Genomic DNA, 20041 nt, shown 5'->3' on the forward strand with positions numbered 1-20041 from the left:
ATTGAGTGGGAATGATTTACAGCTAACTCGTAGCTAATCATTTCTATTCAATTTCGAACTCAACCCTCTGTTTTTGCAGGGGGTTTTTCTTTATATCACATCATATCTATTCACTATATCTCACATTTTTCGCCGGTACAGGTGACGGTATTACCCTAAAGGTATACTCTTCATACCGTCAAACCATGGATGCTTTACGGGTGAATTGTGCTTACTGATACCAAATTAAAAAACCTCAAACCGCAGGACAAACTGTATAAGGTTTCGGATCGTGACGGCCTGTATGTCGCTGTGCTTACCTCCGGATCTGTCTCGTTCAGGTACGACTATCGCATTAACGGACGCAGGGAAACCCTGGTCATCGGTCAGTATGGTCGTGACGGTATCAGTCTGGCGGAAGCGCGTGAAGAACTAATTGCTGCAAAAAAGCTGTTAAAGGCAGGCCAGTCGCCAGCTGCGGCTAAACGTGACGGTATAAAAAAGATCCGTGGCGCTGAAACATTCGCGGTACATACCGACAGCTATATGAAGCACGTCATTCTGGCTGACAGTACCCGGGCAATGAAACAGGCCGTTATCGAACGCGATATCATGCCTGTTCTGGGTAACAAGATGATGGCTGAGATAACCACCGGCATGGTGCGTGACCTGTGCGATCGCATTGTCGAACGTGGCGGGCGGGCGACGGCGGTGCAGGCCAGAGAGATAATCAGCAGCGTATACCGTTATGCCAATGACCGCGGGCACGGCCTGTTTAATCCGGCTGCGGACATCAAGCCTTCATCAATAGCTATGTTTAAGCCGCGCGACCGTACGCTGCAACCTGAAGAGATCGGTGTATTCTTCCGCGCTCTGGATCACGTCGGGACTATGGCCACGATGAAACTGGCATTAAAACTGGTTCTTCTTACCCTGGTCCGAAAAAGTGAATTCACTCATGCCACATGGTCAGAGGTTGATTTCAAAAAATGGACATGGACCATACCGTCAGACCGTATGAAGGGAAGCAGGGCGCACGTTATCTATCTGCCAAAGCAGGCGCAGGATCTCATGGTTGGCCTGCAGATGTGCGCTGGTGGAAGTGAATACCTTTTACCCGGGCGCTACTCAGTGAGCAAGCCATTATCCAACGCCGCACTGAACAGGCTGATCAATGTCACTGTCGAATCGGTGAATGATGCTGGCGGGCATCTGGATGACTTATCTGTGCACGACCTGCGCCGAACAGCCAGCACGCTGCTACATGAGGCAGGATATCCATCAGACTGGATTGAAAAGGCGCTGGCGCATGAGCAGAAGGGAGTTCGTGCGGTGTATAACAAAGCGGAGTATGCCCGGCAACGTGCCTATATGTTGCAGCAGTGGGCGGATATGGTTGATGCCTGGATAGCAGGGGAGCACACCGATCTGGTGTCGTTCTCCCCGTCGAAGTTTGAGCGATGGATGAGTGAAGGTGATTAATTTCTGGATTTTATAAATTCTCTCTGAAGCTCAACAGTCATTTGCAGTTCTTCGCATTTCTTGTGCAAGACGCTATTTTCAGTTTGCAGCCAGTTAACTTGCGCGCTTTTCTGCACAATCACAGCGCGCTGCTCTTCCAACTGGCGGATTAACTCCGCCTCATTGAACATGGTCATGCGGCCTCCGTTCTCACAACTGGTACGGAGCAGCCCGGAAGCAACTGCACTGCTGGTCCGTCGCACTGATTGCCCCAAACGTCGAAGCCATGGGACGACTGGCGGGCGAATAGCTCAATGCGCGGCACATCGCCAAGCAACTGAACCAGTTTTTCGCGGATAACGTCCGGCTTGCGCGAGTTCTCCAGGCGCGGCGCCGTAACGTGCTGGCATATTGAGGCATCCATGCGGGCAGGAAGTTTGCCGCGTACTGCAAACAGGCAGTCTTCGCTGTTCGCCCTGGTCATGTGGCCCATGCCGATCGCGCTGTTTCCTTTGTGCTTGTTCGTTTTGTGCCAGGTGAATCCCTTCATGGTCATCAGCTTGAAGCCCCACGCTTCGACAACCTTCAATGCCTCAACCGGCTGAGTAGGAACCCACCACATAGCCAGCAGACAATCATCGGCGGCAAGATCCCACACAGGCAGGCGGCAGATATCAAGCACGTTCATTACTGGGTATTTAAACCCGGCGCCGCGCTCGCCGTCGGCTGCTTTGTCACGATATGTCCATGGAGGATCCGCATAGATAAGAGTGTATTTACCAGTCATGCTTCACCGCCTTCAATGCGCTTAAATTCGATAACCCAGACCCATGGGTTAGCGTTCCAGTTTTCCTGTCCATAGATTGATTGCCACAGGTAGGCGAAAGCATCTGTCGCGTCAGGCTCTGGATTAGCGCAACCGCATGGTTCAGGTTCACCGCAATTGAGACAGCCACCGTCAATAATCCCTTCTGCTCTCGCATCCTCTTCGCTGATAGCGTTAAGCTGCTCCACGCGGACGTCGGTGATTTCCAGAAGAATGCGGGATGCCCAGCGCGGCATGTGGATTGATGGGCGCCACGCGCCTTCAAATTTTTCATTTTCAGTGTGCGGCTTCCAGTAGGCATCGTCGGGTATAGACCACAACCCATAATCTCCGGGGCGCTGTTCGCAGTTGGCGCGGTAAATGCGTGCAGCAGTCTTTTCGTCGCCCTTACACAGGTTGTCATTCCAGTCCACACAGCAACCGTCTTCGTTACCCAGGAGCGCCCACGTCTCGCGAACCCAGATGCGATCGCCGACAGCGCCGAACGGGCACGGATGCCAGTAATCACAGACGTTCTCTGTGTCTTCACTCCACGGCCAATTGCTACCATCTTCACGTTCACCGATTTCAGTGAACCGAGTCTGTTTCCATTTGATAGGACGGCGCGTCTGCGTCTTCCGGCCGTCGAGAATGGCGCGCACCATCTCAGCGTTAAAAATCATTCCGCGCTCTTTCATGCTGCAACCTTCTTATTATTCATCAGCTCAGCAATGCGCTGAGCCTTTAATGGGTTTCTGATAACGACGCCGCCTGGCGCTAACCAACCACGGCGCAGAGTTGAATAAACCAGCGTGATGCTACCGACGCGGATATTGTCGTGAGGGTTAGTCATACACCACCCCGCGACATCCGATCCCTGCGTATTCACCACGGCGCAGGCCATTGCCTTTCGATATGCACTGATCGCGGCGTATCGCTATTCTTGCGCGTTCAACCTCACCGACTGCTGCATCCATGCACAGCAACCAGAGTCTTGCTGCAATGCGGAACTGGCCTTTCGATTCTCGCTCAACAGCGCGCTTTTCTACCTCCATCGCCGCAGGAGTTACGGCGACTACTTTTGACGCCTGACGCTGAGACACATAGTTCAGGTGATACTTTTCAAGACGGGTTAATTTGCTCATCGGATCCAGCCTTCTCTGAAAATAACCGCCAGCAGATACAGCCAGGCGGAAACGGCGGTCAGGAATAAGTACCATCCTGACCATTTTTCCCAGTGCCTGATCAGCGCTGTCATGCGGCGTTACTTACTGGGCGGTAAACGCGCTGATCAACCGGCGGCTTTTTTCCGGTGAACTCTGCCGGGCTGGTGGCCTGACGTTCATCAAGCCAGTTCTCAACCTCTTCAGCGTTCCATGCACAACGCTTATCAGTGATCCAGAAGCGCTGCGGGAACTCGCCATTGCGCTCCATGCGGTCAATGGTGCTCATAGATACCGGCACCACTGCCATCAGTTCCTTTTTGCCAAATGCTCTTTTCATCATTACCTCTCTTGCATTTGCGACGCGCGTAGCGCCGCAGTGGTGGTTACATCGGTACTTCGTTCAGTTCGTCACAACGGATGGTGTAAACGTCGGTTGCTTTTGCCAGCAGGTCATCATCACCTGCCAGTTTCTGAGCAACATATTTGTACGCTTTGTCCAGGTCGGCCTGGGTGTTGTAGTTCATCGCCGCGCCGGAAAATGCGTGCAGAATCTCTTCAGGGCCGCGATCATCTTTGTGCTGCTGACGATCTTCCTGCTTCTGCTCTGGCTTTGAGTTGATCAGGCTGTTCATGCCTTGAGCCGTTGCCGCTGCTGGCGTGATATCTCGCTCAACACGCTGTGTTGTCTCCTGCAATTCGTCAGGGGTGTAAACGCCGAGCAGAACATCAGGGGCATGCAGGCGAGCCCAGCGCTTAACGCACAGATAAGCAAGCTGCTGACGTGGATCCTGTTCCCACAGTGGAGAGTTACGGACACCGGCCTGAGCCATGCTGATGGTAAGTTCACGCGGTTCTGCTTCGCCTTTCAGTACTGCCGATACTGTTACGGTCAGTGATGGAGATTTGTCGCTCTTACCATTCACCTTTGACCAGTCGCCGTCCCAGCGGTAATTCAGGCGGGTAGCCAGAAGATTAGAAGATGACACAACCGCGTTTACCAGCTGCGCCTCATAGCCCAGCGTGCCATTAACCACGTGCGTCTTCTGCGCAACAGCGAACGGGTTCATGCCCCATTGTGCTGCCTGCATGGTTACAGCCAGGCAGTCAGCAGGCTTACCAGCAAGGTGCTGAGGAACTGTTGCTTTACTGTCTGCCATCAGGGTTGCGAAACGCACCAGGCGGTCCATACCCTCAGGACTGAAGATTGCAGCAGCGGTGCCGACGGTAGCGCCTGGCTGTGATGTGATTGCGATATCGTTGCTCATACGTACATATCCTGTTTGCGTGCCCACTCAGGGCGTTTAATAATTTCCACGCCACCCCATTCATCGCTGATGCGGCATTCGTGATAGGTGTTCAGATCCCGGCGGAATAACTGGTGACCGGCGTCCACATCCGGCGCATCCAGCTCGAATACTCGGACCGGGTATCGACCGCAGTCGATGGTTTCACTCACAGCCAGGAAGAAGAATCCGTGTGGCTGCCCTGTTACTTTCAGTGCGCCTTCGCGGTACATGGCGTCCTGGACGTGATAGCGGAATTCCTCGATGTGACGTGCAAAGCGATCCATGTCTGCAACCTTTTTCACGTCGACGATCACGTTGTGTTCATTCAGCCACTTATCAGGGCGTATTCGGCACAACTCTCCAGTCTCATCGTCATTCCAGTACATCGATGCTTCACAGTGGCCTGGTGCTTCCAGCATCCAGCGCGCCGCCGGATGAGCCATTGCACTGTCGCGCATCAGTTTCAGTTTCCGGCCCTGTTCGGCATCCATCACCGTCATACCCATGCCAGCAACGTCTTTCATGAATGCTTCTTCATCGTCTTTACCCTGATTGGTGCGGCGGTTGAACTGTGGCGCCACGATGAAACGCTTGTCGAATTCCTTCGGCTCCAGCAGCAGGCAGTGCAGAGCAGTACCCATGTCCAGTGCGGATTTCTTCTCTTCATCTTCCGGAGCAGCCTTCACCCATTTAAGAAGGGCAGGGTTCTTGGCCACCATATCCAGTTGTGACTTACTCACGCCGTCACCGGCGTGGTAGTCCTCGTTGCTGATGTCGAAATAGATACCGGTATTCATGCCGCATTCCTTTTGCTGTCGATCTGGTCAGCAAGATCAAGACGGGCGATGACGCCAGTTAATTCACGTTTGAACGACGACATAAGCTCTTCGAAATCATCGCTTTCAAATGCCGCCTCCATCACCTCATAACGAACGCCGGCACGGAGAATGGCGCGTTTGAATGACTCTTCCATTTCGCAACCAACAACTGCTTCGATAAGTTCAACGTGGCGGTCGTACAGTTCTGATGACAGCTGGTAGTCATTGCTGAACTGAGCTGCTATTTTTTTCAGGTTATTAAATTGCTGAATGTGCATAGCCACCTCAGTAGTTGATGGTTGTTGCTGGAACTTTCCCGCGAGCGATGGCGACAACACATGCCTTCGCCCAGTCATCAGGAATACCCTGGTCAATTAGCGCTTGGACCGCAGCAGCATTAATGGCCCGACGGTGCTCTACATCAGCAGCGCGTGCTGCTGCTTCATCAGCGATTCGCTTCTCTTCAGCCAGGCGAGCAGACTCTTTTGCTTCTGCTTCACGTTTGATTCTATCTGCTTCTTCCTGCGCCTTGCGTTGCTCAGCTGCGATAGCCTCCTGCTTTTCGCGTTCTGCCTTTTCAGCAGCTTCTTTTGCTTCCTGCTCGGCGCGTTCCTGTGCTTGCTTAGCAAGTAATTCAGCCTGAGCTTTTGCTGCAATCGCATCCGCTTCGCGCTTCTGAGCAGCAGCCAGTTCAACTGCTGCCTTCTCTTCGGCTTCACGCTTGGCCTTTTCTTCTGCCTGCCGCTTTAACTCTTCTTCATGAGCAATGCGCTGGCGCTCTGCTTCTTCTGCTTTCGACTTCGCTTCTCGGTCGAATGCGTCATTCATCAGCAGAGCAATTTCGTGATCTGACTCGAACTGCTTACGGTCGTTTTCAGCCTTAACTCGAGCAGCTTCTTCAGCTTTGATGCGATCCTGTTCGGCTTCCCATTCGGTAGCCGGTCGACGTATTTCTACCGCCAGTTCATCCAGCGCATCGCGTACTTTTTTGCGGCTTGCATCGACAAGGGCAGGTCGCTTTTTCATTTCTGCAACCAGATTTTTTCCTGCTTCGTCGATGGCTGTTTTAGTGCGACGAACGGTAGATGCCATGCTGATATAAACGCCGCGTCCCTTAACTGTGTTGACGTCACCAACTACCGATAATGCTTTCTGGCGAATATCAGCAATCAGGTTTGAGATGTACTCATCACTGATGAATGCCGCTTCCAGATCTGCAGGTGCAGGAAGTTGTACCAGCACCAGTTCTTTTGATTCGCTCACTTGCTCACCCCCATATCCATTTCCGTTTTTACCGCCAGCTTGCTGACGAATACCCAGTTCATTGCTTCATCCAGCGTGCGAAACTTCCAGCTCATCAGTCCGCAAGCCGTAACGCAGTACCAACCGTTGATGACTTTCCACTGCATATAAACCTCGCTATTACCATTTTGGTAATACCTGTAGATGCAGGAAAGCCACGAAGTGGTGGTTTCTGCCTGAGCAATGCGCTCTTGTATTACCTTTTGGGTAATAATCAGATCAAAAAGTGATTGTGTCAATAGGTATGACGAGAAAAAATTACCATTTTGGTAATTGAGTGAGGCGTGAGCCTACCGCCATTGGGCAGGTAAAGCGTCAGAATGGCGGGGGATTACTTGCTTTTGTTCTGCTCAAACACGAAGTTGATGAATGAGGTGATCTTGTTTTTCTCTTCCTGCGGCAGAGCTGCATACATCCGGTGGTCATAGTCGATAACACCAGGAGCGCCGACGGGAATAATCATCTCGTATGCTTCATGCCCGAACGCGCGCGCCAGGGAGGAAAGAACACCGATGGTTGTGCTGACTTCCGCTTTCATAATCCGGTTAACAGTGGCCGGGCCAATTCCAGCTGCGACAGCAACTTTCTTCTCGGATGTCATTTCCGCGTTCTTTCTCATCCAGGCATTAAGCGTGGCCGCAGCCTGCTTTTCAACAGTCCATTCACCGTCTTCGGTGGACTTAACAAAGTTATCAGCCGGAATGAATGACAGTTCGTGATCGACATCGAGCCAGAACTTTTCTTTTCTGGCTGCTTCTTCAATGAGACGCGCGGCATTGGGGCCGATATTCTTTAGACCGGTACACCACCGGTTAACCAGGTTCTGCGGACGCTTCACTCTCTCAGCGAAACGCAGCTGAGTATCATCAAAGTCGCGTCTGATGATTTCATTAAGGTTTTCACGCCTTATGTCATAAATACTTTTCATAGCTATTGTATTTGCCCATTAATTAACACCTAACCAATTAAATCTAAACGAATATTACCATAAGGGTAAACTTACCAAAACGGTAATAATCATTGATTTTTTCACCAGAAAGGTAATAATTCAGATATGAATAGACAGGCTGAGATAAGCAAAATATGAGTGACGAAAAAAAATTTGATTTCAAAAAGCACTGGCTGGGGCTGTCTCCTGTTGAGCGTGAAGCATTTGCAGATGAAGCCGGAACCACCAGTCATTACATCCAGACGCACCTGACCGGGCGCCGCAAGATGCCAGGTAAGCGACTGATGGACGGACTGTTTAAAGCATGTCGTTCCCGCGAATGGACAAAGTCTAAACCTGAATTAGTGCTCTTCTTCTACGACCGATAATCCCTCTGAACCCATCAATGCCGTCACCCCCTGGCGGCTCCTTCCTGCATAAAACACCTTTCAGGTAATAAAAAACCATATACGGTTGATCTTTTTTCGTCTTAGTGCAAAATTACCAAAGATAAATAACAAAGAGGTAATCCGATGAAGCGAATCACCCAGCGTGAGGCTCTTGATTTGGGCCTTACTCGATTCTACACCGGGAAGAAATGTATCCACGGTCATGATAGCGAGCGCTACACCCTTAGCGGCGAGTGTGTGCAGTGCAATAACGAACGGGCACGCCGACAGGCAAAGCTTCGTTCCGAAAAAATGAAGGCAGCCAGAATGGCAAGAGAGGCAGCATGATCCCAGCAGCCTACTACAACGAAATCGACCAATTTGCAGCTCAATGGCTGCGTAACCTTATCGCCGGCGGTCATATTGCTCCTGGCGAAGTTGACGAACGGAGTATTGAAGATGTCACACCTGACGACCTCAGAGGTTTTACCCAATGCCACTTTTTCGCCGGAATTGGCGTCTGGTCACATTCCCTCCGCCTCGCCGGATGGCCTGATGATAAACCGGTCTGGACAGGCTCCTGCCCGTGCCAGCCTTTCAGCGCGGCAGGCAAAGGAGATGGGTTTACTGACGAGCGGCACCTTTGGCCCCACTTCTTCCACCTCATCAGCGAGTGCAGACCTCAGCATGTCTTTGGCGAACAGGTTGCAAGCAGTAACGCAAACACATGGTTCGACCTTGTACAAGCTGACCTGGAAGGAATGGAATACGCCTTCGGGCTTGTGCCGTTTGCGGCAGCGGGCATCGGTGCGCCGCACATCAGAGAACGAGCTTATTGGGTGGCCAACTCCGCAGGTGAGCAATATCACCAACGCAACGACAGTGCAGATGAGCGGGGATGGTCGAGCAACTCCGAACAAAATCGGATGGGCGGCGGCTTTAGCGGGCTGGGTGACACCAACCTCACGCGACTGGAAGGACTCGGCAGGAATGACAGCGCAGCGGGATGGGAAGGAGCGACTGGATCAGTTGCCGCGCCAGGCTTTCATGACGGGTTGGCCTATACCGACAACAAACAACACTCGATCGCCATCAGTGGATGCGGCAATGAACATGTATCGACAGGACGGCAGCAAGACCCAGCAGCGCTTGCAGGACTTCGCAGGGATTACCGGGCCCTTGAGGTTAACGGTTTTTGGCGAGATGCGGACTGGCTCTTATGTCGAGATGGCAAATGGCGTCCAGTTGAACCCGGCACATTCCCGCTGGTTGATGGGGCTGCCGCGCGCCTGGGACGAGTCGAGCCCGGGGTGGCAAGAGTGGCAAGCAGCAACCGCGTCGGCCGACTCAAAGGCTACGGTAACGCCATAAACGCACAGGCCGCGGCTGAATTCATCCGGGCTTATATGGGGGTTAGCTATGGCCGGTGACTGGATCAAGATGCGTGCCGACCTGCACACGCACCCTAAAGTTGTCCGCATGGCGTCCGCATTGAAAGCGGACAGATTGCGGATAGTTGGCGGACTACATTCCGCATGGTGTCTTTTTGATGTCCACTCTGTTGACGGTTTTCTTGACGGATACAGTGCGGAGACTCTCGACGACCTGATCGGCTTCCCCGGATTTGCGCGTGCAATGATGGCTGTCGGATGGCTGGAAGAAGAAGGCGAAAGCCTAGTAATGCCGCGCTTTGAAGCCCATAACGGACAGTCAGCCAAGCGCCGTGCTCAGGACGCAGACAGGAAGAGAAATGTCCGCAAAGCGTCCGCATCAGAAGCGGACAAAAAGCGGACCAGAGAAGAGAAGAGAAGAGAAGATCTAAAAGATAAAACCCCACACATAGGCGAAGCGAAAAATCAGCCTGTGGATAACTCCGGAGGTGACAAACCCGACCCCCATGCAACAAATTCCGTGATTGATGGATATGTCCCACCAGGAGGATCAGGAGCGATGGGTAAATTCACCATACCTGATAGCTGGACGCCGGATCCTGATTTCACCAAACGAGCTGCCCTATGGGGGGTAAACCTTAAAACCGATGTGACGCCATTTGAACTGGCTGATTTCATCACGTACTGGAAAGCAGAGGGCAAGGCATTCCATCACGACCAGTGGCAGCAGAAACTGGCGCGCAGTGTTCAACTGTCCAGGACAAAGCCAGCGAGAACGCAGCAGAGGGACGTTAACGCAGTACCAGAACCAGACAGCGAGATCCCACCGGGATTTCGCGGTTAACACCGGGAGCGCAGTAGCGCATTTTTTTACATCTGATGAATTACCAAAAAGGTAATAAAATATGCGCAGCGCTATTGAAATTAACTCATTTGTGGTTTTAAATTACCTGAGAGGTAAATCATGAAAAGGCAGTTGCAGGCACTCGGAAGGCTCAAGACAGGCCAGATGAATAAAACCGAATCGGCTTACTGCCAGCACCTTGAGTTACGCAAACATGCCGGGGAAATAGCCTGGTATCGGTTCGAAGGAATCAAGTTGCGTCTGGCTGATAACACGTTCTACACGCCTGACTTCGCAGTGATGCTCACCACCGGTGAGATGGAACTGCACGAGGTGAAAGGTTTCTGGACCGACGATGCCAGGGTGAAAACCAAAGTTGCAGCAGACCAGTACCCGTTTCGCATCATCGGGGTAACGGTTAAGCCAAAGAAAGCGGGTGGCGGCTGGAACGTCGAAGAGTTCTAAATCGACGATCCTTTTAGTTATCAAACTAATCAATAACTTATACGGGTAAGCGAGGGTAAAAATGAAACCGAGTTATGAAGAGCTTGAAGAGCAGTTGGATAGATCAAGGCGCCTCTGTGATGCGGCGCTGGCTAATGAGCGGGTCTGGGAAATAGCTATGATGAAGGCTTGCGGCGAAGATGGACCTAAATCAGTTGCAGAGAAATTCTCAGCACTTGAGCAAAAGCTCACAGACATGGCAGTACAGCTCGCTAACGCCGAGAGCAAGTGCAGGGAGCTGGCGGCTGAAGAGAACAACCTCATTGATAGCGAATGTCATGTTGCTGAACTGGAAGAATCTCTACGTGATAAACAGGCGTTACTTGAGGCGCTGGATAACTCCCTCTGCGAACTCCTACCCGGTACTCAGTACATGGACCCTCCAGATGGTGGAAGCGTTACGCCGCTGGAGCAAGTGAGAAGGATGGTTGCTGACTATCGGAATCAGATTGCAGAACTGGAGGAGCGTTCATTCAATCCCGCAATTCTGGATGTTATAGCCGAACGTCAGCGGCAACAATCGGTTGAAGGATGGACTCCTGAACATGACAACGCATATCAAAATAGCGAATTAGCAGATGCAGCGGCTTGTTACGCAATTCATGCGCACAACCAAGGTTTCTCCACTCCAGCGCATTGGCCGTGGTCGCCTGACTGGTGGAAGCAATCAGGAGCACGCCGAGACTTGATAAAAGCTGGCGCTCTTATTCTGGCAGAAATCGAACGTATTGACCGCGCCGCGGGCATTGGCGTGAAGGGGGAGTGAGATGGTAGAAGTAACGCTCCGCAATGCAGATTGTTTCGACGTCTTCCCACAATTTGAAGACGGTACCGTTGATCTGGTTTGCGCTGATATTCCCTACGGCACTACCCAGTGCCGCTGGGATTCGGTGTTAGACCTGCAGGTGATGTGGCATGAACTCTATCGCATCGCCAAGCCAACAGCGGCTATCGTGTTGTTTTCCGCTCAGCCTTTTACCAGCGTGCTGGTTGCCAGCAACTTACGAGACTGGCGAGCGGAATGGGTATGGGAAAAAGGAAATGCCACGGGTTTTCTGAATGCCAAAAAGCAGCCTCTTCGCGCACATGAAAACATCGAGGTTTTTTACCGCCGACAGCCGACCTACAACCCGCAGATGACCGATGGCCACACACGCAAGACCAGTAAGCGGAAGACTGTCAATTCAGAGTGCTACGGTAAGGCCATGTCTCTGACTGAATACGATTCAACACAGCGGTATCCGAGAGATGTTCAGTTCTTCTCGAGCGACAAACAGACGGGAAACTATCACCCGACTCAGAAGCCACTGGCACTGGTTCAGTATTTGATCGAAACGTATAGCAATCCTGGTGATACGGTACTGGATTTCACAATGGGTAGCGGTACCGCGGGTGTTGCCTGCCAGCAGACTGGGCGCAATTTTATCGGCATTGAGAAAGACGTCACAATTTTCCAAACCGCATGTCAGCGCATGGGAATTAAACAGGAGTATGCAGCATGACAACTAACCACCCGGCGAACGGTCCTGTATCACTCGATCGCCTGCACCAGATAAGCGAAATACTCAGTAAAGCAGCAGCACAAAGCGACGGCGGTAATATCGGCTACGCAATGGCTGATGCTGTGAAGGTGATTGATGAGGCTATTGCGGCGTTTGATGCTGAGCCTGTGGCGTGGCAGTGGGAATATCGCGATAAGCGCCATGTAACCAATGACCAGCGTCGCGCAAAAATTGTAGCTGAGGATGGTGAAGTTCTTGTGCAACCACTCTACACAGCCCCGGCAGCGCCTGTAGTGCCGGATGAAAAACCAATGCCTAACCCTCTGAAAATGTACGCTGTTGATGCAGTTGCAGCAATCGCAGAAGTCAGGGGATGGAACGCATGCCGCGCCGCCATGCTTCAGGCTGGCAACTCTCCGGTAACTCCGGATGGTTGGATTCCGGTAAGCGAGCGGATGCCGAAAGATGCTCAATGGTGCGTGGTAAACACGGAGTATGGTTATTACGTGCAGTGTTGGTCTGAAGGTCAAGGATGGCTTGGAGATGATACCAGCATCCCTGAATGCGATGTAATCAATTGGATTCCACTACCAGAACCGAAGCGGGAGATGAAGTGATGCCGTGTATTCAGGCTATGAAATCAAGCAATGAAGCTGTAACGCAGATTAAGCCGGTTGCAGACCTTTATGCCGTAACCTCACCAGAAGGAGGTGAGACTTCATTCACGTTTGACGCGGCTGAAGCTCGTGAATTCATCAAATCAGGATGGTCTGTTAATCAGTATGTCGAGCTTTGGAGGGCTCACAAGGCGATAAATGCAAACCATAAGGAAATCCATGTTGGCTGGATTCCGGTAGGTGAACGAATGCCGGATGAAATGGGTCGCTACTGGTGCTACGTAGAAGAGCAGAACAGCCTAGGTAAGTCGAATTATCAGTGGAACTGCTCATGGAATGGTGAGCGGTGGTGGGTTGAAAGCGATAATGGCGGTCGCGTAACGCACTGGATGGAACTGCCAGCAGCACCGCAGCAGGAGGTGAAGAATGTCTAAGTTAACTTTCGTTATTGAGTTTGAAGACGGTAAAGAGCCTCCTGTACATGCTCACATGGAGGCGTTTGGTGGCAAGGTTGTTGCCGTCGCGTTCCGTGATGCACTAAGCGAACAAGAAGAGCGCGAGCAGGTGGTAAGTACCTATGAGCCACTAAATACTATCCGTTGTTTTATCTGTAACGGTCGCCACCCAATCGGCGTTGCCTGTCCGTTCAATACGATTACTTCTGCGGTGAGCAATGGCTAAATCCGCAGCAGAGCGCAAAGCCGCGCAGCGTGCCAGGCAGGTTGAAGCCGGTAACCGCAAGATGGAATTGCAACTCGACGAGCAGGAAATAGAGATGCTGGCGCGAAACTGCGCCGCCCGTCGCCCTGGTCGTGCGCCGTATGACATGAACGAGTACATTGCGTTGCTGATTCGCCAGGATGATGCGCGAGTGCGTGGCCGTATCAAGTCAATCAGTGCCAACAAGTGCGGGAAGTGCGGCGATGCGCTGCCAGTTGAGTCGTGTCCGTGCGATGGTGATTCGGCGTGCTGGGTGACGCGTGGCTGGCATGAGACTAAGTTATCAGTGTGACATGTCACGCTAGCGACAATAAATTGCAATGGCCGCCGACTATGGCGGCTTTGTTTTGCGTGTTACTATTACCAAAACGGTAATTATTACTTTGGTGGTAACAATGCCCGCAGAACCAAAAGCACCAAAACGCAAATCAACGCAGTACAAGCCACTGACAGCGATGCAGGAGGCTTACGCGCAGGAATATACCAAATGCCCAGAGAATCAGACGCAGGCAGCGATTAACGCAGGATTCTCACCTAATACGGCAGCGGTCAAAGCCAGTGTCATGATGCGTGATGAGCGCATCCAGAAACGGATCGCCGAACTGATGGAAGAGCGCAACAAGCGCCTGCGCGTCAGTGCTGATTACGTACTGCTACGTCTGGTGGAAATCGACCAGATGGATGTGCTGGATATCCTGAACGACGATATGAGCATCAAGCCGGTTTCAGAATGGCCCAAGGTCTGGCGGCAGTACCTGACAGGGTTCGAGCTTGCCGACATGTTCGAAGGTCGTGGCGACGAGAAAGAATTGGTTGGCATCCTCAAAAAAATAAAATGGCCTGACAAGGTGAAGAACCTGGAGCTTATCGGTAAGCACGTTGACGTCAATGCGTTCAAAGAGCGCCTGGAGGTTTCCGGCACCGTCACCATTGCGGACCGCATGGCGAAGGCCCGCCGTCGCGTGAAAGAGCAGGCTGGTGGTGAAGAATGACAGCTGCAGCCATGTCGCCGGAAGAGCAGCTAGTCGAGGATATTGCATCGTTCACGTATGACCCGCTGGGCTATGCGTTGTATGCATTCCCGTGGGGAGAAGAGGGCACTGAGCTGGCACATGCCACCGGCCCGCGAAAATGGCAGGCTGACGCATTCCGCGAGATACGAGATCACCTCCAGAACCCAGCAACACGTCACCAGCCGATAATGCTGGCCCGCGCATCCGGCCACGGTATCGGTAAATCTGCGTTCATCTCTATGCTGATCAACTGGGGCATGTCCACTTGTGAGGACTGCAAGGTGGTGGTTACCGCCAACACCGACAACCAGCTGCGCACCAAAACATGGCCTGAAATCATCAAATGGTCCAACCTGGCTATCACGAAAGAGTGGTTTACCTGCACCGCCACGGCGATGTACAGCAATGATCCCGGTCATGACAAACGCTGGCGCGCTGATGCCATCCCATGGTCTGAGCACAACACTGAGGCGTTCGCCGGTCTGCACAACGAACGTAAGCGCATCATAGTGGTATTCGATGAAGCGTCCAACATTGCCGATCTGGTGTGGGAGGTAGCAGAGGGGGCGCTGACGGACGAGGACACCGAAATCATCTGGGTGGCGTTCGGAAACCCGACGCGTAACACCGGGCGTTTCCGTGAATGCTTCCGCAAATACAAACACCGCTGGAAGTGCTCACAGATTGATTCACGTACCGTGGAAGGCACCAACAAGCAGCAGTTGCAGAAGTGGGTTGATGACTACGGCGAGGACAGCGACTTCGTGAAGGTTCGTGTGCGCGGGATCTTCCCTGACGCGTCAGAGCTGCAGTTTATCCCGACAGGTCTCACTGACGAGGCAATGAAGCGCGTGGTTACCGCCGGTCAGGTGGCGCACGCTCCGGTGATTATCGGTGTCGACCCGGCATATTCCGGCGTGGATGACGCAGTGATTTACCTGCGGCAGGGGCTGCACAGCAAAGTGCTATGGACCGGCAACAAGACAACCGATGATCTGATTATGGCGAAGCGCATCGCCGACTTTGAGGACGAATACAAAGCCGATGCGGTATTTATCGACTTCGGTTACGGAACAGGATTGAAATCAATTGGTGATGGCTGGGGCCGTTCCTGGCAACTGATACCTTTCGGTGGCGGCTCCACCGATCCGCAGATGCTCAACAAGCGCGGCGAGATGTTCAACAGTTGCAAAACGTGGCTGAAAATTGGTGGTGCACTGGATGACCAGGAAACGGCTGACGACCTGTCAGCTGCAGAGTACAAAGTCAGGGTGGATGGCAAGATAGTTATTGAACCGAAGGAAGACATCAAAGAACGGTTAGGCCGATCGCCTGGCAAGGGTGACGCGCTGCTGCTGACGTTTGCATTCCCTGTAACGAAGAAGGTTAATGATCCGCGACAGCAGCAGGGAAAAGCCATCACAGAATATGATCCGTTTGCATAAAAAAGCCCGCGCATCGGCGGGCTGATTGTGACATGTCACGGCCTTATATCAGCTCTTTCCAGTCAACCCATTTTCCCGTTCTGCGTTTAACTTCCTCTCGCTTAAGGAATAGCAGTTCTCGACAACGCTCGCATCCGTCAAACTCATCAGAATTATTCTTGAAATTTTTTGCTCTGCGATACGTATAAATCCCGCAAACACAACGAGCGACATAGCGAGCCCCTTTATTTTTTGCTCCCTGTGTGACAGCGAGGCCAATTATTGTCAATCTCCCGCGCTTTCTTCCGACCATTGATTGAACCTCTCGGCGATGCTGAGGGTTTTTTATGTTGTAGGTTGGAAAAATAGGAAGTGGCAGATCGCTGTCACCTGTCTGGATAACTTTATTTGGCGTCCAATCCACGCCATTACCAACAACCCTCGCAGCAACCCGGTCAACCGGAAGGCGCTTCATGTCGAACAGGTCTTTACTCATTCTAATCACCTTAAAAAAAAGCCCGGCGAACCGGGCGAAATGGAAGCAAGGGTGCCTTCCTTGGCTGTTACGGGTTTACAGCACAACGTCATCGCAATGGCGCTCTGGTGTAAAAAGGGCGGTGACAATCCTTCAAGAAAACTGCCACCGCCAAGTGTTGCCTGGCACTACGGTTATCACGGTCCTAAGGCGTGATTGGGTTGTGGTACGCAGTCTATTCGGCATAGCAACTCTGCGCAGATGCTTCTAACAATCACCGGTGGTAACCGGCTTAATGCCTTATTCACCACAACATTGAGAGCACTGCGCCTGTATCGGTTAGCGTCACGGGATTAACCGGTCACCCCAATGCTCTCATCGTTGCATCCTCGTCTCTTCCGAGGTGTCACACCGTATCGCCACGATGGTGAGTCGTCATGTCCGTGCTTACCTAACACTGGCTTGCACATTCCAGCTACCCGGCTGGGGAAGTAGCATCAAGGGAACCCATCCGGACCGCTGCGGCACATGTGCCATATGCCGTACAACCACTGCGTTACATCAACATCAATTACCTAAAAGGTAATATCTGATGTTATATGTGTCAATATCCTACGCTAAATAAATCATATGTGGTTAAATTGGTAATAATTTAATTTCGTACGGAGCTATTGCTATGTGTATCGGCAGCAAGCCATCAGTGCCAGCAGCACCAGAAGTACAGGCCGCGCCACAGGAGCAGGATGCAGCAGTTGTCAGTTCTCGTGATGACGAAGAGCGGCGCCGCCGTGCAGCCGCTGGCCGCAGTTCCACTCTGCTGACTGGTGCGCAGGGCGACACCTCAACCGCAAACACCAGCGGTAAAACGCTGCTCGGTCAGTAACGGAGTAGGCAGAGATGGCGGAAACCGAAAAAGAGCGTCTGCTGAAGCAGCTCGCACAGCTGAAGAATGAGCGCACATCGTTCGAGTCGCACTGGCGCGACCTGAGCGATTTTATCAATCCGCGCGGTTCCCGCTTTCTGACGTCTGATGTAAACCGTGATGATCGTCGTAATACCAAGATTGTTGATCCTACCGGTTCAATGGCTCAGCGCATTCTGTCCAGCGGCATGATGTCCGGCATCACCAGCCCGGCACGTCCATGGTTCAAACTGGCAACGCCAGACCCTGACATGATGGATTATGGTCCGGTTAAAGTCTGGCTGGAAGTCGTGCAGCGCCGCATGAACGAAGTGTTCAACAAGTCAAACCTGTATCAGTCACTGCCTGTCATGTACGCCAGCCTGGGTACTTTCGGTACCGCTGCAATGGCTGTACTCGAAGATGACCAGGACGTTATCCGCACAATGCCTTTCCCGATTGGCAGCTACTACCTGGCTAACAGCCCGCGCGGCAGCGTCGACACCTCCTTCCGTCAGTTCTCCATGACTGTTCGTCAGCTGGTGCAGGAATTCGGTCTGGATAACGTCAGCGCGTCCGTTAAAAGCATGTTTGAGAACGGCACGTATGAAACATGGATCGAGGTTAACCACTGCATTACGCCAAACATCAACCGCGACAGCGGCAAGATGGACAGCAAGAACAAGCCGTTCCGCTCTGTGTACTTCGAGACCGGCGGAGACGCTGACAAGCTGCTGCGTGAATCCGGGTTCGATGAATTCCCGATCCTGGCGCCGCGCTGGGAAGTGAACGGCGAAGACGTTTACGCCTCATCCTGCCCTGGCATGCTGGCACTCGGTCAGGTTAAAGCGCTTCAGGTTGAGCAGAAGCGTAAGGCTCAGCTCATCGATAAGGCCACTAACCCGCCGATGGTTGCACCTACCTCGCTAAAAACACAGCGTGTTTCCCTGCTGCCTGGTGATGTGACGTACCTCGACGTGTTGAGTGGTCAGGACGGTTTCAAACCTGCATACCTGGTAAACCCGAATACTGCAGATCTGCTCGCTGACATTCAGGATACCCGCCAGACCATCAACAGCGCCTATTTCGTCGACCTCTTCATGATGCTGCAAAACATCAACACCCGCTCTATGCCGGTGGAAGCGGTGATCGAGATGAAAGAAGAGAAACTACTGATGCTTGGCCCGGTGCTGGAGCGACTGAACGACGAAGCACTTAACCCGCTTATTGACCGCGTGTTCTCCATCATGGCGCGCAAGAACATGCTGCCAGAACCGCCTGACGTTATGCAGGGTATGCCGCTGCGTATCGAATACATCTCCGTGATGGCGCAGGCGCAGAAATCTATCGGCCTCACCAGTCTGTCGCAGACCGTTGGCTTCATCGGTCAGCTCGCACAGTTCAAACCTGAAGCACTCGACAAGCTCGATGTGGATGAGGCTATCGACGCATTCTCCGAAATGTCAGGCGTTTCGCCTACCGTCATCGTTCCTCAGGAGCAGGTACAGGGCATTCGTGAAGAACGAGCCAAGCAGGCGCAGGCAGCACAGGCAATGGCAATGGGACAGGCCGCAGCGCAGGGAGCCAAGACTCTCAGCGAAACGCAGACCACTGACCCTAGCGCATTAACCGCTATCGCTAATGCAGCAGGAGCACCACAGCAATGACGGATATCGACGACGAAGGCCGCAAAGCAGAGATTGACGCCAAACAGCAACTTCTGGCTCAGCGCGATATCGACGACATCCAGTTCGTTATGGGTAGCGAGAAGGGCCGCCGCGTGATCTGGTCACTGCTTGAGAAGGGGAAAGTATTCTCTCCGTGCTTTGCCGGTGACCCGCACATCACTGCATTTAACGAAGGGCAGAGAAATCTGGCCTTAGCACTGTTCCAGCGCGTCATGGCGCACTGCCCTGAACAGTATCTGAAAATGGCTGCTGAATCTCAGGAGAGCGACAAATGAGCCGTAAACGCATGATCAGGCTGAGAAACGATGGCAACTCTACCATTGCAGACTTCTATGCAGTGGGTGAAGAGCCGCAGACATTTCAGATGGACATATTTAACTGGACTGGATCTCAGGTTGTGGCTGATGCCGCTTTTCAGAACTTCTTTTCACTTTCCGGCATCGCCAAAGCTGATGGCGGTAACGCGGATCTCAGCATCAATGCAGGAAATTTAATCTTCCCTGCACAGGTAGACCCGAGCCAGGTTCTGTTCAGTACCCGCATTAACGGGACAGTAGGTGGTGCATCAGGAACGGCAAGAGAGTGGATGATTCAGACCCGGCGCCCAAATGGCGACATCGTCGGCTCCGAGTCCAGCGTGAAAGTTAACGGGACCAGCATCAGCAACCGTGACGATGTACTGGCCAGTTTCACCATGAATGAACTCGATCCGTTCACTGTCAATGGAATTCAGGTCGGTCTTTCAAATGAGTCAGGCCAGACCATCACGTTGACCTCTGTATCTGTCAGGGTTCAGCGAGTCATCAGCATTGATTAACAAGAAGGTAA

31 protein-coding genes are annotated in these 20041 nt (G+C 52.5%); 18 read left to right on the forward strand and 13 right to left on the reverse strand.

Annotated features, from left to right (window positions below):
* The first annotated feature begins 207 nt into the window (after positions 1-207).
* Entirely contained in the window at positions 208-1461 is a 1254-nt protein-coding gene (locus ACU8YC_RS23280) for a tyrosine-type recombinase/integrase (RefSeq protein WP_446895782.1), read from the forward strand.
* Here the strand turns inward: ACU8YC_RS23280 and ACU8YC_RS23285 are convergent.
* From ACU8YC_RS23285 to ACU8YC_RS23340, 12 genes are all read right to left on the reverse strand, one after another.
* Positions 1458-1637 (reverse strand): hypothetical protein, encoded by a 180-nt coding sequence (locus tag ACU8YC_RS23285; protein WP_045717171.1) that lies wholly within the window; start codon positions 1635-1637, stop codon positions 1458-1460. The genes ACU8YC_RS23280 and ACU8YC_RS23285 overlap by 4 nt on opposite strands.
* A complete protein-coding gene (locus tag ACU8YC_RS23290) occupies positions 1634-2227 on the reverse strand; it encodes an MT-A70 family methyltransferase (protein ID WP_438798742.1) in 594 nt (197 codons plus the stop codon). Before ACU8YC_RS23290 ends, ACU8YC_RS23285 begins: the two co-directional genes overlap by 4 nt.
* The gene (locus ACU8YC_RS23295) at positions 2224-2943 is read right to left on the reverse strand and encodes a hypothetical protein (protein ID WP_438798741.1); all 720 of its coding nucleotides are present in this window, start codon (positions 2941-2943) and stop codon (positions 2224-2226) included. Before ACU8YC_RS23295 ends, ACU8YC_RS23290 begins: the two co-directional genes overlap by 4 nt.
* Positions 2940-3098 carry a DUF1317 family protein gene (locus ACU8YC_RS23300; protein WP_438798740.1) on the reverse strand — a complete coding sequence of 53 codons (159 nt, stop codon included), beginning with the start codon at positions 3096-3098 and terminating at the stop codon, positions 2940-2942. The genes ACU8YC_RS23295 and ACU8YC_RS23300 overlap by 4 nt, the downstream gene beginning before the upstream one ends.
* Entirely contained in the window at positions 3091-3390 is a 300-nt protein-coding gene (locus tag ACU8YC_RS23305; RefSeq protein WP_000041116.1) for a PerC family transcriptional regulator, read from the reverse strand. Before ACU8YC_RS23305 ends, ACU8YC_RS23300 begins: the two co-directional genes overlap by 8 nt.
* A gap of 109 nt (positions 3391-3499) precedes the next feature.
* Positions 3500-3748, reverse strand: coding sequence for a helix-turn-helix transcriptional regulator (locus ACU8YC_RS23310; RefSeq protein WP_000816432.1), 249 nt, complete (start codon positions 3746-3748; stop codon positions 3500-3502).
* Between the two features lie 46 nt (positions 3749-3794).
* Entirely contained in the window at positions 3795-4676 is an 882-nt protein-coding gene (locus ACU8YC_RS23315) for a recombinase RecT (protein WP_438798739.1), read from the reverse strand.
* Entirely contained in the window at positions 4673-5494 is an 822-nt protein-coding gene (locus tag ACU8YC_RS23320) for a PD-(D/E)XK nuclease-like domain-containing protein (RefSeq protein WP_438798738.1), read from the reverse strand. Before ACU8YC_RS23320 ends, ACU8YC_RS23315 begins: the two co-directional genes overlap by 4 nt.
* Positions 5491-5793, reverse strand: coding sequence for a hypothetical protein (locus tag ACU8YC_RS23325; RefSeq protein WP_193157331.1), 303 nt, complete (start codon positions 5791-5793; stop codon positions 5491-5493). Before ACU8YC_RS23325 ends, ACU8YC_RS23320 begins: the two co-directional genes overlap by 4 nt.
* 7 nt (positions 5794-5800) lie before the next feature.
* Positions 5801-6778: a hypothetical protein gene (locus ACU8YC_RS23330; RefSeq protein ID WP_446895783.1), complete on the reverse strand. Its 978-nt coding sequence runs from the start codon at positions 6776-6778 to the stop codon at positions 5801-5803.
* Complete coding sequence (locus ACU8YC_RS23335) at positions 6775-6924, reverse strand: hypothetical protein (RefSeq protein ID WP_181641130.1); 150 nt, start codon at positions 6922-6924, stop codon at positions 6775-6777. Before ACU8YC_RS23335 ends, ACU8YC_RS23330 begins: the two co-directional genes overlap by 4 nt.
* A 224-nt stretch (positions 6925-7148) precedes the next feature.
* On the reverse strand, positions 7149-7745 hold the full coding sequence (locus ACU8YC_RS23340; RefSeq protein ID WP_446895784.1) for a helix-turn-helix domain-containing protein: 597 nt from the start codon (positions 7743-7745) through the stop codon (positions 7149-7151).
* A 155-nt stretch (positions 7746-7900) separates the two neighbouring features.
* On the opposite strand from ACU8YC_RS23340, the gene ACU8YC_RS23345 reads away from it, so the two are divergent.
* From ACU8YC_RS23345 to ACU8YC_RS23405, 13 genes are all read left to right on the forward strand, one after another.
* Positions 7901-8134 carry a hypothetical protein gene (locus tag ACU8YC_RS23345; protein WP_079780903.1) on the forward strand — a complete coding sequence of 78 codons (234 nt, stop codon included), beginning with the start codon at positions 7901-7903 and terminating at the stop codon, positions 8132-8134.
* A 144-nt stretch (positions 8135-8278) separates the two neighbouring features.
* A complete protein-coding gene (locus ACU8YC_RS23350) occupies positions 8279-8482 on the forward strand; it encodes a hypothetical protein (RefSeq protein ID WP_015971073.1) in 204 nt (67 codons plus the stop codon).
* Positions 8479-9564, forward strand: coding sequence for a DNA cytosine methyltransferase (locus ACU8YC_RS23355; protein WP_446895785.1), 1086 nt, complete (start codon positions 8479-8481; stop codon positions 9562-9564). Before ACU8YC_RS23350 ends, ACU8YC_RS23355 begins: the two co-directional genes overlap by 4 nt.
* Positions 9554-10369 carry a DnaT-like ssDNA-binding domain-containing protein gene (locus ACU8YC_RS23360; protein ID WP_446895786.1) on the forward strand — a complete coding sequence of 272 codons (816 nt, stop codon included), beginning with the start codon at positions 9554-9556 and terminating at the stop codon, positions 10367-10369. The genes ACU8YC_RS23355 and ACU8YC_RS23360 overlap by 11 nt, the downstream gene beginning before the upstream one ends.
* Before the next feature lie 120 nt (positions 10370-10489).
* Entirely contained in the window at positions 10490-10834 is a 345-nt protein-coding gene (locus ACU8YC_RS23365; protein WP_446895787.1) for a DUF1064 domain-containing protein, read from the forward strand.
* A 61-nt stretch (positions 10835-10895) separates the two neighbouring features.
* Complete coding sequence (locus tag ACU8YC_RS23370) at positions 10896-11639, forward strand: hypothetical protein (RefSeq protein WP_446895788.1); 744 nt, start codon at positions 10896-10898, stop codon at positions 11637-11639.
* A gap of 1 nt (position 11640) precedes the next feature.
* Positions 11641-12375: a DNA-methyltransferase gene (locus ACU8YC_RS23375; RefSeq protein ID WP_446895789.1), complete on the forward strand. Its 735-nt coding sequence runs from the start codon at positions 11641-11643 to the stop codon at positions 12373-12375.
* Positions 12372-12992: a DUF551 domain-containing protein gene (locus ACU8YC_RS23380; RefSeq protein ID WP_446895790.1), complete on the forward strand. Its 621-nt coding sequence runs from the start codon at positions 12372-12374 to the stop codon at positions 12990-12992. The genes ACU8YC_RS23375 and ACU8YC_RS23380 overlap by 4 nt, the downstream gene beginning before the upstream one ends.
* 17 nt (positions 12993-13009) lie before the next feature.
* Entirely contained in the window at positions 13010-13426 is a 417-nt protein-coding gene (locus tag ACU8YC_RS23385) for a DUF551 domain-containing protein (protein ID WP_446895791.1), read from the forward strand.
* A complete protein-coding gene (locus tag ACU8YC_RS23390) occupies positions 13419-13673 on the forward strand; it encodes a hypothetical protein (protein WP_426021768.1) in 255 nt (84 codons plus the stop codon). The genes ACU8YC_RS23385 and ACU8YC_RS23390 overlap by 8 nt, the downstream gene beginning before the upstream one ends.
* The gene (locus tag ACU8YC_RS23395; RefSeq protein WP_446895792.1) at positions 13666-14004 is read left to right on the forward strand and encodes a hypothetical protein; all 339 of its coding nucleotides are present in this window, start codon (positions 13666-13668) and stop codon (positions 14002-14004) included. Before ACU8YC_RS23390 ends, ACU8YC_RS23395 begins: the two co-directional genes overlap by 8 nt.
* Positions 14005-14026: 22 nt before the next feature.
* Positions 14027-14704: a terminase small subunit gene (locus ACU8YC_RS23400; RefSeq protein WP_446895812.1), complete on the forward strand. Its 678-nt coding sequence runs from the start codon at positions 14027-14029 to the stop codon at positions 14702-14704.
* Positions 14701-16170: a terminase gene (locus ACU8YC_RS23405; protein WP_446895793.1), complete on the forward strand. Its 1470-nt coding sequence runs from the start codon at positions 14701-14703 to the stop codon at positions 16168-16170. Before ACU8YC_RS23400 ends, ACU8YC_RS23405 begins: the two co-directional genes overlap by 4 nt.
* 43 nt (positions 16171-16213) lie before the next feature.
* Here the strand turns inward: ACU8YC_RS23405 and ACU8YC_RS23410 are convergent, their stop codons facing one another.
* Complete coding sequence (locus ACU8YC_RS23410; RefSeq protein ID WP_446895794.1) at positions 16214-16645, reverse strand: hypothetical protein; 432 nt, start codon at positions 16643-16645, stop codon at positions 16214-16216.
* Positions 16646-17300: 655 nt separating this feature from the next.
* On the opposite strand from ACU8YC_RS23410, the gene ACU8YC_RS23415 reads away from it, so the two are divergent.
* From ACU8YC_RS23415 to ACU8YC_RS23430, 4 genes are read left to right on the forward strand one after another with little or no spacing between them, the layout of a single operon-like run.
* Positions 17301-17507, forward strand: coding sequence for a hypothetical protein (locus tag ACU8YC_RS23415; RefSeq protein WP_000334867.1), 207 nt, complete (start codon positions 17301-17303; stop codon positions 17505-17507).
* 14 nt (positions 17508-17521) lie between these two features.
* Positions 17522-19192 carry a portal protein gene (locus tag ACU8YC_RS23420; RefSeq protein ID WP_446895795.1) on the forward strand — a complete coding sequence of 557 codons (1671 nt, stop codon included), beginning with the start codon at positions 17522-17524 and terminating at the stop codon, positions 19190-19192.
* A complete protein-coding gene (locus tag ACU8YC_RS23425; RefSeq protein ID WP_446895796.1) occupies positions 19189-19488 on the forward strand; it encodes a Bbp19 family protein in 300 nt (99 codons plus the stop codon). The genes ACU8YC_RS23420 and ACU8YC_RS23425 overlap by 4 nt, the downstream gene beginning before the upstream one ends.
* The gene (locus tag ACU8YC_RS23430) at positions 19485-20030 is read left to right on the forward strand and encodes a protease (protein WP_446895797.1); all 546 of its coding nucleotides are present in this window, start codon (positions 19485-19487) and stop codon (positions 20028-20030) included. Before ACU8YC_RS23425 ends, ACU8YC_RS23430 begins: the two co-directional genes overlap by 4 nt.
* Positions 20031-20041: the final 11 nt, after the last annotated feature.

The sequence above is a fragment of the Citrobacter sp. VF227 genome, from assembly GCF_052950715.1.

Excerpts from the sequence above, each read along its gene's own strand:
- ACU8YC_RS23385 (WP_446895791.1), top strand. The coding sequence starts at position 13,010 with ATGAAATCAAGCAATGAAGCTGTAACGCAGATTAAGCCGGTTGCAGAC.
- ACU8YC_RS23315 (WP_438798739.1), bottom strand. The coding sequence starts at position 4,676 with ATGAGCAACGATATCGCAATCACATCACAGCCAGGCGCTACCGTCGGC.
- ACU8YC_RS23290 (WP_438798742.1), bottom strand. The coding sequence starts at position 2,227 with ATGACTGGTAAATACACTCTTATCTATGCGGATCCTCCATGGACATAT.
- ACU8YC_RS23345 (WP_079780903.1), top strand. The coding sequence starts at position 7,901 with ATGAGTGACGAAAAAAAATTTGATTTCAAAAAGCACTGGCTGGGGCTG.
- ACU8YC_RS23395 (WP_446895792.1), top strand. The coding sequence starts at position 13,666 with ATGGCTAAATCCGCAGCAGAGCGCAAAGCCGCGCAGCGTGCCAGGCAG.
- ACU8YC_RS23285 (WP_045717171.1), bottom strand. The coding sequence starts at position 1,637 with ATGACCATGTTCAATGAGGCGGAGTTAATCCGCCAGTTGGAAGAGCAG.
- ACU8YC_RS23380 (WP_446895790.1), top strand. The coding sequence starts at position 12,372 with ATGACAACTAACCACCCGGCGAACGGTCCTGTATCACTCGATCGCCTG.
- ACU8YC_RS23355 (WP_446895785.1), top strand. The coding sequence starts at position 8,479 with ATGATCCCAGCAGCCTACTACAACGAAATCGACCAATTTGCAGCTCAA.
- ACU8YC_RS23415 (WP_000334867.1), top strand. The coding sequence starts at position 17,301 with ATGTGTATCGGCAGCAAGCCATCAGTGCCAGCAGCACCAGAAGTACAG.
- ACU8YC_RS23350 (WP_015971073.1), top strand. The coding sequence starts at position 8,279 with ATGAAGCGAATCACCCAGCGTGAGGCTCTTGATTTGGGCCTTACTCGA.
- ACU8YC_RS23410 (WP_446895794.1), bottom strand. The coding sequence starts at position 16,645 with ATGAGTAAAGACCTGTTCGACATGAAGCGCCTTCCGGTTGACCGGGTT.
- ACU8YC_RS23365 (WP_446895787.1), top strand. The coding sequence starts at position 10,490 with ATGAAAAGGCAGTTGCAGGCACTCGGAAGGCTCAAGACAGGCCAGATG.
- ACU8YC_RS23320 (WP_438798738.1), bottom strand. The coding sequence starts at position 5,494 with ATGAATACCGGTATCTATTTCGACATCAGCAACGAGGACTACCACGCC.
- ACU8YC_RS23340 (WP_446895784.1), bottom strand. The coding sequence starts at position 7,745 with ATGAAAAGTATTTATGACATAAGGCGTGAAAACCTTAATGAAATCATC.
- ACU8YC_RS23300 (WP_438798740.1), bottom strand. The coding sequence starts at position 3,098 with ATGACTAACCCTCACGACAATATCCGCGTCGGTAGCATCACGCTGGTT.
- ACU8YC_RS23295 (WP_438798741.1), bottom strand. The coding sequence starts at position 2,943 with ATGAAAGAGCGCGGAATGATTTTTAACGCTGAGATGGTGCGCGCCATT.
- ACU8YC_RS23430 (WP_446895797.1), top strand. The coding sequence starts at position 19,485 with ATGAGCCGTAAACGCATGATCAGGCTGAGAAACGATGGCAACTCTACC.
- ACU8YC_RS23425 (WP_446895796.1), top strand. The coding sequence starts at position 19,189 with ATGACGGATATCGACGACGAAGGCCGCAAAGCAGAGATTGACGCCAAA.
- ACU8YC_RS23360 (WP_446895786.1), top strand. The coding sequence starts at position 9,554 with ATGGCCGGTGACTGGATCAAGATGCGTGCCGACCTGCACACGCACCCT.
- ACU8YC_RS23335 (WP_181641130.1), bottom strand. The coding sequence starts at position 6,924 with ATGCAGTGGAAAGTCATCAACGGTTGGTACTGCGTTACGGCTTGCGGA.
- ACU8YC_RS23310 (WP_000816432.1), bottom strand. The coding sequence starts at position 3,748 with ATGAAAAGAGCATTTGGCAAAAAGGAACTGATGGCAGTGGTGCCGGTA.
- ACU8YC_RS23370 (WP_446895788.1), top strand. The coding sequence starts at position 10,896 with ATGAAACCGAGTTATGAAGAGCTTGAAGAGCAGTTGGATAGATCAAGG.
- ACU8YC_RS23420 (WP_446895795.1), top strand. The coding sequence starts at position 17,522 with ATGGCGGAAACCGAAAAAGAGCGTCTGCTGAAGCAGCTCGCACAGCTG.
- ACU8YC_RS23305 (WP_000041116.1), bottom strand. The coding sequence starts at position 3,390 with ATGAGCAAATTAACCCGTCTTGAAAAGTATCACCTGAACTATGTGTCT.
- ACU8YC_RS23375 (WP_446895789.1), top strand. The coding sequence starts at position 11,641 with ATGGTAGAAGTAACGCTCCGCAATGCAGATTGTTTCGACGTCTTCCCA.
- ACU8YC_RS23325 (WP_193157331.1), bottom strand. The coding sequence starts at position 5,793 with ATGCACATTCAGCAATTTAATAACCTGAAAAAAATAGCAGCTCAGTTC.
- ACU8YC_RS23390 (WP_426021768.1), top strand. The coding sequence starts at position 13,419 with ATGTCTAAGTTAACTTTCGTTATTGAGTTTGAAGACGGTAAAGAGCCT.
- ACU8YC_RS23405 (WP_446895793.1), top strand. The coding sequence starts at position 14,701 with ATGACAGCTGCAGCCATGTCGCCGGAAGAGCAGCTAGTCGAGGATATT.